Source organism: Mesorhizobium sp. M7A.F.Ca.US.007.01.2.1, assembly GCF_003998165.1.
GTDB lineage: Bacteria > Pseudomonadota > Alphaproteobacteria > Rhizobiales > Rhizobiaceae > Mesorhizobium > Mesorhizobium ciceri.
The window spans coordinates 1-8,813 of the sequence record NZ_RZQP01000240.1 but is presented as its reverse complement, the minus strand read 5'-3'; the positions used below and the strand labels follow the sequence as shown (position 1 = coordinate 8,813).

Genomic DNA, 8,813 nt, shown 5'->3' with positions numbered 1-8,813 from the left:
GGGTGCGGCAGCGCCCGCCTCGGCAAAGGCCGTGTCGAACATGTGTCGGTAGATACATCCGGGCTCCGTTGCCACGAACTGCAGTTCGCCAAGCGCGGCAAGGTCGCCTGGCACGCTGCCCTGCCCCGGAGCCGCGACCAGCACCAGCGGTTCGGCTGCTATCGTGCGCCTGGCGAAGTGTTTATCCGACGCGCCCTTCGCGAAATCACGGCGGTCGAAGCAGAACGCGACATCGATGTCGCCATCCTCCAATTGGCGCAGCAGCGCGCCGCTGCCCGCCACCTTCATCCGCACGGTGATGTCGGGATGGCCGGCCTGGAACCCGGGCAGCCAAGGCGCCAGCCTGGCCGACGCGATCGTCTCCAGCGCGCCGATGGTCAGGTGCCCGCTTGTCGAACCTGCCGCCGCCTGCACAGCCGCGCGCGCCTCGCCGTCGAGCCGCAACAAATCCTCGGCGATCGGCTTCAGCGCTAGGCCTGCCGGCGTCAGCTCGAGACCGGACTTCGCGCGCGTGAACAGGGCAGCGCCAAGCTCGGCCTCGAGCGCCAGGATCTGGTCGCTGACGCTCGATTGCGCGAGGTGGACCACTTCTGCGGCGCGTGTGATGTTGCGGCTCCGCGCCACCGCAAGGAAGGTTTTGAGCAGTCTTGGATGCATCGCGTGGCTGACGCGCTATTGCAGCTGCGGCTTCTTCAGAAAACTGCCGCGGTCGGCGGACTTGACGCGCAGCCAGGTTTCGCGGCCGTCGCGCAGCACCCGCATCGGAATCTCGGCACCGGCCGAGCCGCTCTCCCACAGCTTGCGATAGAAATCGGCGAGTCCATCGACCGCGCCGTCGCGGATGTCCGAGATGATGTCGCCCTGGCGCAGGCCAGCCTTGGCCGCCGGACCGCCTTCGGTCACGCTCATCACCACCACTCTGCCATCGCTTTCGGCCGACAGCGCGCCGAGCCATGGCCGCGGCGGCTTGGCCACCTGGCCGCGCGTCAGGAGATCGTCGAGTATGGGCGGCAACAGATCGATCGGCACCACCATGTTGATGTCGGCGACCTCGCCATTGCGGCTCATCTGCAGGCGCAGCGAACCGATGCCGAGCAGCGAGCCATCGGCGCCGAACAGCCCGGCACCGCCCCAGGACGGGTGCGCCGGCGCAATGAAGATCGCCTCGTCGAGCAGATACTCCCAATAGCCGGCGAATTCCTGCTTGGTGACAATCCTGGCCTGCACCGACTGGCCGATGCCGTCGGCCAGCACCACGGCGTCGCCGATCCTGGCCTTGCCGGCATCGCCCAGCGCCACCGCCGGCAGGCCGAGCGGCGCCAGCGCCTGCACCAGGCCGAAGCCCGATTCCTGGTCATAGGCCAGCGCGTGCGCGGGGATGACGCGGCCGTCATGGCTGGTCAGCCAGACCTCTTCCGCTTCGGTGATGAGATAGCCGATGGTCAGCACCAGCCCGTCATTGCGAATGACGACGCCGCTGCCTTCCCTGAGCGTGCCGAGCGCCCCGGCCGTAAAGGCATCTTCGGGAACAGTGGCCCGCACGGCAACGACCGAGCGCGGATTGGGATTGATGGTCATGCTTTTGTCCTGGGTGGGCTTTGGCGACATCTTCTATAGGTATGCCACGCAGGAGAAGGCGCAAGGGTAAGGAAGAGCCCAATTGCCGATGTTGGCACTGCGGGCAGCGATAATAGTTCAACGCAAGTTGAACTTACACATCCGCAGCCCTAGTTAATGGCGACCTGCCATCCTTCCCCGACACGAGGCCACGAAATGACCGACTACACACCGCCGAAAGTATGGACCTGGAACAAGCCGAGCGGCGGAGCCTTTGCCAGCATCAACCGGCCGATCGCCGGGCCGACGCATGACAAGGAACTGCCTGTCGGCAAGCATCCGTTGCAGCTCTATTCGCTGGCGACGCCGAACGGCGTCAAGGTCACCGTCATGCTGGAAGAGCTTCTGGCGCGCGGCCACAAGGGTGCCGAATACGATGCCTGGCTGATCCGGATCAACGATGGCGACCAGTTCGGCAGCGGCTTCGTCGAGGTCAATCCAAACTCCAAGATTCCGGCCCTGATGGACCACAGTGGCACCACACCGGTGCGCATCTTCGAATCCGGCTCGATCCTGGTCTATCTCGCCGAAAAATTCGGCGAATTCCTTCCGACCGAACAGCCGGCCCGCGCCGAGGTGCTGTCCTGGCTGTTCTGGCAGATGGGCTCGGCGCCGTATCTGGGCGGCGGCTTCGGCCACTTTTATGCCTATGCGCCGGAAAAGTTCGAATATGCCATCGATCGCTTCTCGATGGAGGTGAAGCGTCAGATGGACGTGCTCGACCGCCGGTTGGCCGAGACTGAATATCTCGGCGGCAAGGACTATTCCATCGCCGACATGGCGGTGTGGCCCTGGTATGGCGGGCTGGCACTCGGCCGCATGTACAATGATTCCGGCGAGTTCCTGTCGGTGCACGAGTACAAGCATGTGCAGCGTTGGGCGAAGGCCATCGACGCCCGCCCGGCGGTCAAGCGCGGCCGCATGGTCAACCGCGCCTTCGGTGAGCCTGCCATGCAACTGCATGAACGCCACGACGCCAGCGATTTCGAGACCAAGACGCAGGATAGACTGGCCGCCGAATAGGCCATCGCGGGTCGCGGCAAAGGAAACCCGCCCCGACGCGACGTCGGGGCGGGTTTTTCCCAAGGTCCAGTACTGCGGGAATCCCTAGTGCAGCACTTCAACAATCTGGCGGGTCTCCGGATCGACGAGGACCGTCTGGTCGTTGATCACCGCGACGCGGTATTTGACGTCGGGCACCTCACGCAGTTCGACCGTATCCGGCACCGACGAGCCGAGCTTGAGCTCGACGCCCAGAAGGTTCACCGAGGCAAGCGGTTCTCTCTTGATGTATTCGCGAACGACTGTCTCCTGCTCCGGCTGGACGACGACGACGTTTTCCGCCAGCGCCGCACCAATCCCGCCCATCAGGACGAGGGCGGTCGCCGCGCTCGTAAGATAAAGTCTCATGGCCATCTCCTAGTGATAACTGAATTCCGCCCTCCATAAAAACTCCACCGCTGCCATGCGGTTCCATCGTAACTTCAGAATTGGAGATATTACGATTGCAGACTGGATATTGATTGGTTGCTGATCAAACGTTCGGCAGACAGCGTTCAAGAGTTTGAAAACTTGCACAGATATGTACGGATATTTAGAGGGACAAAATTCAATCTGAGCACCAGTGCGCCAAATCGGCCGCGCATCCGCCTCTTCATCTGGACGATTTGAAAGGCTTCGGCACGAAAAGGGCTCGCCCCGCCGGGAGATTGAGGCGGCAACCTCATCGACACTGCCAGAGAACGCGAAGCATCAGCACTTGTTCCCAACCTGTCGGCCTGAGCACAATGCGGAGCGGTCGCGCATGCATCCTGTTCCCATGATAACGCTGGGCCGAAATCTCCAGCAGGGATAGCTCAGAAGGCGCCGTCTCAGCGACCAAACACCTTGCCGTCGGTCGTGATCGCGCTGGTGGCGACGTTCCCCGAGTTTGCCCGGGCGCACGCGCTCGAGTGGACGGCCTTGTATGGAAACGCCATTCCTGATCGGTCCCGGTCACCCGGTCTCAAAGCTGGACACCGTCGCGATGCAATGGCGGAAAGGCGTCTACCGGATCCTGGCTCGGCACGATGTCATGTGCGCGCCTGAAGATCAGCCTCACGACGAGCACGAAGTAGCCGACCTGCAGGACAAGCAGCGTCGCTATCGTCCAGGCAAATGCCTCCCAGAAGGAGCCGGTGGTCATATAGGTCCAGACCGCGACGATGACGGCCGTGGCTGACATTCCTACGAGAAACTGTCCAAAATACATGGTTTCCAAAACCGTCGAAACCGCGCCGGTTCCAACCAGTCCCTGCCTCATTCATTTCCCGCGGACAACATTTCATTATTTTAGCAACTTCGCAAGTAATGGGTCAGTCGCCGCAATGCGTTCTCCATTTGCGCGGCAACTTGGCAACCGTGCGGGCCGCGGCCGCGGTGCTGGCGGGGCTGGGCTGACACGCCAGCCGTCGACAATCCAGGAGCACGCCCGGTCTTTGCACTTCGGGTCCGGAACAAACGCCGGCACGCCGAGTTTCGCCTCCAGTTCTTCAACGATTGGAGGCCAGCATGGCACCTCGCAACAAACCAGGCGCCGACATCGAAGATGACGCACCGCGGGCGGATGGGCCGACCATCGAGCAGCAGGATTGGGATGCAATCAAGGGCGGCGAGATCCTGCCAGAGTCCGCGCCGGAAAACGGCGACATGCGTTACGGCGTCGAAAAAGACGGCGATCTGCCGGACGAGGACGACGATAACGCGTACCAGGACAGCGACGACGCCCTCCCCGATGATGAGGAAGAAGCCGCAATCACGCACGATCAGACCCGAGAGGGCGGATTCGACGAGACGTGAGCTATTCGTCGCCCGAGACATGACTGCCTGTTGTTGAACTTGCCAAAGCCACATTTTCCATGCCCGGTTCGCGGGCGATTTTGCTTGGCCAGCTAAGTTTTCCGCCCAGGCAATATATCAGGTTTACCTAAAGTAACGGAACATCCAAGGGACATTATCGGAACTGAACAAGGCCCCTTGGACCTTTGCGCTCGGCAGATAAGACCTTGGTCCTACAGGAAAAAGCAAAAGCCCAAAGTGACCGATTGAGGCTTCCAACGAGGGAACATCGGGCCTCGCTTGTCGTTTGTCGCAGAACTCGGCACCGCCGGGTGTCTGGAGAACGCCGCGATGGCCCACCGATCCACCATCATCAAGACAGGCTATGGCCCAGGAACGGCGATTGCCGTGCTCATGGTCGGATTGACGGCGGTGGGCATCGTGTTCCTCATTCTCGGCAGTTCGCTTTACTTCAGCGAGCAGCCGACGGATCAACGTGTCTTATCTTCGCCGCCGGCTCGATCGATACACACGGCCCGATAGCAGAGCGGCAAACTGAACGAGCAACTGCTGGACGATAGCGACGAGCAGGCCGGCGTATGGTGAAGATAGAGGGTTCGCCAGGCGCCGAAGCGGCTTGCGAACCCTCTCAGCGCAGGAAGGGACGTTGCTGCGCCGATCGACGACATGTCAGCCAAGGACTATTCCCACCACCAGAAAGGTAACGGCTGTCGCGAAAATCGGTGCGAGCAACCAGCGCGCTTGGCCAACACTTTTGTCCATCTGTTTCTCCGAATTCCGGGAGACAAACAGCCGTGAACAGAGAGCCGTTCCCGTCGGTAAGACCAATGCGCTCTCGGGCCAGACTTAAGTCGCAGACAGCATCCGACCGAAGCCCAATCTGAGGAACATTTTCAGTTGGCTCAAGTTCAGTTGCCGTCAGCGTTGGACGATCTTGTCATGCTGACTCGCAAGGAGAAACAGTATGAAAATGCACCTAACGGGCGCCGCAGCGGCGCTGTTGCTGTTGGCCGGAGTGGGCGCCGTTGCCGCTCAGGACGTTGTCATCCAGCCTGAACAGGACACGGTCATCCGCGAGTATGTGAAGAAGCAGCCCCTCGCTTCGGTCAAGATTCCCGGCGTGGAACTGAATGTTGGTAGCGCGTTGCCGGACACGGTCGAGCTTCATGAGATCCCCGACGTCAAATACCGCTACGTGGTGGTCGACAACCGCACCGTCCTGGTGGATCCGGGCACCCGCAAGATCGTCAAGGTCTACGACTGAACTTGGAATTGTCCCAAACCCGCCGCCAGCCATGGCGGCGGGTTGCCCATGTCAGTTTCCAATCAGGACGAGTGAAGATGATAAGCAAAGCTGTGACATCCCCTGCTTTGGGCGTTCGCCTGGCCGATCTCCAAGCCCGGATGCGCGATGCGCGGGTGACGGATGCCGAAATGAAAACCTTTCAAAAGGTCGCGGCCATCATGGAAGATCGTCACGGCCGGATCGATGGCGACGACCTGATTGCGGTGTCGTTCCTCGCCGATCCGGTGCAGCACCGGCAAACGCCTTGAACGACATTCCCAATAACCAGCAGGCTTTTTGACTCCAGGACCGGGAAAGCGCGCCGAAAGTCTCAGCCGAATCCGCCCTTTTGCTCCGGCCTATTCCGCTTTCGCGGAAGTTTCGAGCGGCACGCAATGTGCAATGTTGCTAATGCGGCGGTACGAGCCGCCCTGGTTGACGCGGGCGCCCGAGCCATCCCAACAATGCGCCCCCCCGTCCGCGTCGACCACGGCAGGCGCCCGGCGCTGTCTTCCCTCGCGAAGTCCTCAAGCGGGCCTGCCTGATAATGCGGCCTGCGGCGACGTTCGGGCTTCAGCCGCCGACAAGCGCCTTTGTGGTCACCAGATTGACGCCGGCCTCGGCGAATTCGCCATTGTGCCTGATGATGACCTGCTCGGCACTCTCGCTGGCATTGTCCAGCGTGCTGTGCGCATCGGACACCACGGTCACGCCGAGCCCTCTGGCGATCGCGCCCTTGACCGTCGCGGCTACGCAAAAATCGGTCTGCGCGCCCAGGAGCACGACAGCACCCGCACCCTGCCCGGCAACCCAGTCGCCGAAGGCGGGATTGCTGAAAGCATCGCGCACGGATTTGGCAAAGGTCGGCTCGTCCGCAGCTTGGCCAAGTGCGGGCCAAACCGGCCAGCCCGGCTGATCCGGTGCCAACGGATCGCCTTCGGGTCCATCATGCCTGACAAATGCGACCTTGCGCCCGCCGCGCCGCGCCCAGTCGATCACCGCTTTGGTGCGCTCGACTATGCCTGGCGCATCATGGATCGGCGGTTCGTGCACGCCGTCGAACATACCGGTCTGGAGATCGATGACGATGAGCGGCGCGTTGTCTGGGAGGCTGGATGCTGGCATGGGCTTTACATAGCACGGCGGACAAGGTGATCAAGATTTGCTCATTCCGACGCGCCGGCAAACAGCACGACGCCGTCACCGCCGTCGGGCGGCCAGTCGCGGGTGGTGCGATCATTGCCGCAGTCAGCACCGCGGCGGACGCCCGCATAGATCGGGCCGGTCTTGCTGTCGAACAGCGCGATCTGGTGGCCGGTGTCCATGCCCCATAGCCGGGCCGTGCCGTCGAGCGAGCCGGAGGCCAGGCGCTGGCCGCCAGCCGATAGCGCCAGGAGGGCCGCCGTCGGCGTCCGGCTTGGTTGACACATATCGCGCATCTGCCATGCTCGCCGAGGATTCTGGAGAGATCACGATGAAGAAGACTTACGCGAAGCCGACCTTCGTCAAGAAGGGCAAGCTTTCCGCCGTCACGGCAAACGCCCCGAGCAGCGTCACGCTTTAATCCGGCGCATCTCTGGCGGATCGCGCCGGCGCTGGAGAGCAAACTCCAGGTGCAATTGGTTTTGGGATGGCCCGAAACAAAAAATAGGGACCCTGGCCCTTGTCGCGCATTGTTGGGTTTATTGTTTGTTGCTTTCAGCTCGCATGGTTGACAGATGGCCGCAGCATGGCATCATCAGGCTGGAATTTTAGGAGAGTCTGATATGAAAAAGATTTATGTGAAGCCGTCGTTCTTGAAAAAGGACCGTCTGTCGGCGATCACAGCGTTAAGCGGCGCCTCTATTATTATTTCAAACGGCGCCGCGCCGCTCTGACCGTAAACGCACCCCGATTGAGCGGGGCGAAATTCGCTCCGCTTTGGCATGCCCAAATCTCAGCGTGTCAGGACCAAATCGTCCACGACCATTTGCCAATAGTGCTTCGTCGACAGGCGAACACGCGTTACAGCTTTGAGCATTGGAGCGTAGTGCAACGGCGTCAGCGCCGACAGCGTGATCTGATCGCTTGCAATCAGCTGCTCGCCAAGCCAGCTTTCGATCAGCGCCACCTCCCCTTCCGACGCCAGCCAGGCGGCGCTCAGCATGACCGAGTGAAAGCCGAACGGCCGTTCGCAGCTGAATTCGGCAGGCAGCCCGCTGCTGGTGTAGAGCACATGGTCACCGGAGACGTTGCCATTGACATAGCCCTGGCTGTCCTTGGTGTAGTCGCGCGCCATCGCATTCAGGTTGCGCCACGCCAATCCGGCATGACCGGCCGGAATTTTCCTGAAGGTGCGCGACGTCACATCGTCGAAACCGATCGTTTCGAGAGCGGCATCAGTGGCAATGCCGGCGCGTTGCGCGGACAGCAGGCCGAGATCAGCCGCGTAGGGCGACAGCGTCAGCCGCCGCTCCAAGCCTTCGCCACTGATGCTGACCGTGTCGGCTTCTTCAGCCAGGTCGAAGCTGAAGACGGCACCCGGCGCCAGTGTCCGCGCCTCCAGGACGTGCCCGTCCCCCGACACGGAGAGGGTCGCGGGTCCATCGCCGGCAACGCGCCCGCTGACGCGGCGCGGCGGCGCCAGACCGACCGGCAGCAGCATCTCCTGTGATACCATCCCGGCCGGCGAACCCGGCAGCGGCAGGAAGTGTCGGGACTGAATGTCGTTTTCGCTTTTCGCCTGCCAGCCGGGCGGCACCGAAACCACAAAGCGCCAGTTGCCCGGCTTGCGGATCACGGCCTTTCTGCTTTTCACCGACATGGGGAAATTGGCAAAGCCGGCATTGTTGGTGCGCGCGGACGCGGCGAGCTTGCCGGCTTTATCATACAGCCGCACCATGATCCCGGCCATCGGCCGGTCTCCGGCGCCGTATTTGCCGTCGCGATCGACATCGAAATAGACGAAGGACGAGTAATTGAGCATGCCCCCGCGGCCGCTCCAGTCGGTGCGGGCGGCATAGTCGGCAGCCGGATTGGTCAGCCGCCGTCCCTTGCGGCGGCTGCGCTTCCGCCACAGCCGCCAGGACACGAC

Annotated in this window: 14 protein-coding genes; 7 read left to right on the top strand and 7 right to left on the bottom strand. The window is 62.0% G+C overall.

Features of this window, described 5'->3' with window-relative positions; translation table 11 throughout:
- Positions 1–657 (bottom strand): LysR family transcriptional regulator (locus EN949_RS29200; protein ID WP_164782573.1); only part of this gene is annotated, 657 nt, incomplete at its 3' end.
- Between the two features lie 15 nt (positions 658–672).
- Positions 673–1,578, bottom strand: coding sequence for a S1C family serine protease (locus EN949_RS29195; RefSeq protein WP_013530631.1), 906 nt, complete (start codon positions 1,576–1,578; stop codon positions 673–675).
- Between the two features lie 195 nt (positions 1,579–1,773).
- Between EN949_RS29195 and yghU the strand changes: the two genes are divergently transcribed.
- The gene (gene yghU / locus EN949_RS29190) at positions 1,774–2,640 is read left to right on the top strand and encodes a glutathione-dependent disulfide-bond oxidoreductase (RefSeq protein ID WP_013530630.1); all 867 of its coding nucleotides are present in this window, start codon (positions 1,774–1,776) and stop codon (positions 2,638–2,640) included.
- Between the two features lie 84 nt (positions 2,641–2,724).
- On the opposite strand, the gene EN949_RS29185 is transcribed toward yghU, so the two are convergent.
- Together EN949_RS29185 and EN949_RS29180 are read right to left on the bottom strand one after the other, a co-directional pair.
- A complete protein-coding gene (locus tag EN949_RS29185) occupies positions 2,725–3,027 on the bottom strand; it encodes a DUF1236 domain-containing protein (protein ID WP_127367318.1) in 303 nt (100 codons plus the stop codon).
- Positions 3,028–3,622: 595 nt separating this feature from the next.
- On the bottom strand, positions 3,623–3,841 hold the full coding sequence (locus EN949_RS29180; RefSeq protein ID WP_224674556.1) for an exopolysaccharide production repressor protein: 219 nt from the start codon (positions 3,839–3,841) through the stop codon (positions 3,623–3,625).
- 326 nt (positions 3,842–4,167) lie between these two features.
- Between EN949_RS29180 and EN949_RS29175 the strand changes: the two genes are divergently transcribed.
- From EN949_RS29175 to EN949_RS29160, 4 genes are all read left to right on the top strand, one after another.
- Complete coding sequence (locus EN949_RS29175) at positions 4,168–4,455, top strand: hypothetical protein (RefSeq protein WP_024501725.1); 288 nt, start codon at positions 4,168–4,170, stop codon at positions 4,453–4,455.
- A 279-nt stretch (positions 4,456–4,734) separates the two neighbouring features.
- Complete coding sequence (locus EN949_RS29170) at positions 4,735–4,977, top strand: hypothetical protein (protein ID WP_224674557.1); 243 nt, start codon at positions 4,735–4,737, stop codon at positions 4,975–4,977.
- A gap of 442 nt (positions 4,978–5,419) precedes the next feature.
- Complete coding sequence (locus EN949_RS29165) at positions 5,420–5,719, top strand: DUF1236 domain-containing protein (RefSeq protein ID WP_013530625.1); 300 nt, start codon at positions 5,420–5,422, stop codon at positions 5,717–5,719.
- Positions 5,720–5,796: 77 nt separating this feature from the next.
- On the top strand, positions 5,797–6,009 hold the full coding sequence (locus EN949_RS29160; RefSeq protein WP_013530624.1) for a hypothetical protein: 213 nt from the start codon (positions 5,797–5,799) through the stop codon (positions 6,007–6,009).
- A gap of 304 nt (positions 6,010–6,313) precedes the next feature.
- On the opposite strand, the gene EN949_RS29155 is transcribed toward EN949_RS29160, so the two are convergent.
- Entirely contained in the window at positions 6,314–6,865 is a 552-nt protein-coding gene (locus tag EN949_RS29155) for an isochorismatase family protein (RefSeq protein WP_127365686.1), read from the bottom strand.
- A gap of 41 nt (positions 6,866–6,906) precedes the next feature.
- Positions 6,907–7,179, bottom strand: coding sequence for a hypothetical protein (locus tag EN949_RS29150; RefSeq protein ID WP_224674559.1), 273 nt, complete (start codon positions 7,177–7,179; stop codon positions 6,907–6,909).
- 35 nt (positions 7,180–7,214) lie between these two features.
- On the opposite strand from EN949_RS29150, the gene EN949_RS29145 reads away from it, so the two are divergent.
- Positions 7,215–7,304: a hypothetical protein gene (locus tag EN949_RS29145; RefSeq protein ID WP_081714185.1), complete on the top strand. Its 90-nt coding sequence runs from the start codon at positions 7,215–7,217 to the stop codon at positions 7,302–7,304.
- Positions 7,305–7,506: 202 nt separating this feature from the next.
- Positions 7,507–7,617: a putative RiPP precursor gene (locus EN949_RS29140; RefSeq protein WP_127365687.1), complete on the top strand. Its 111-nt coding sequence runs from the start codon at positions 7,507–7,509 to the stop codon at positions 7,615–7,617.
- 59 nt (positions 7,618–7,676) lie between these two features.
- On the opposite strand, the gene EN949_RS29135 is transcribed toward EN949_RS29140, so the two are convergent.
- Positions 7,677–8,813: hypothetical protein (locus EN949_RS29135; RefSeq protein WP_127371862.1), on the bottom strand; the 1,137-nt coding region annotated here is incomplete at its 5' end.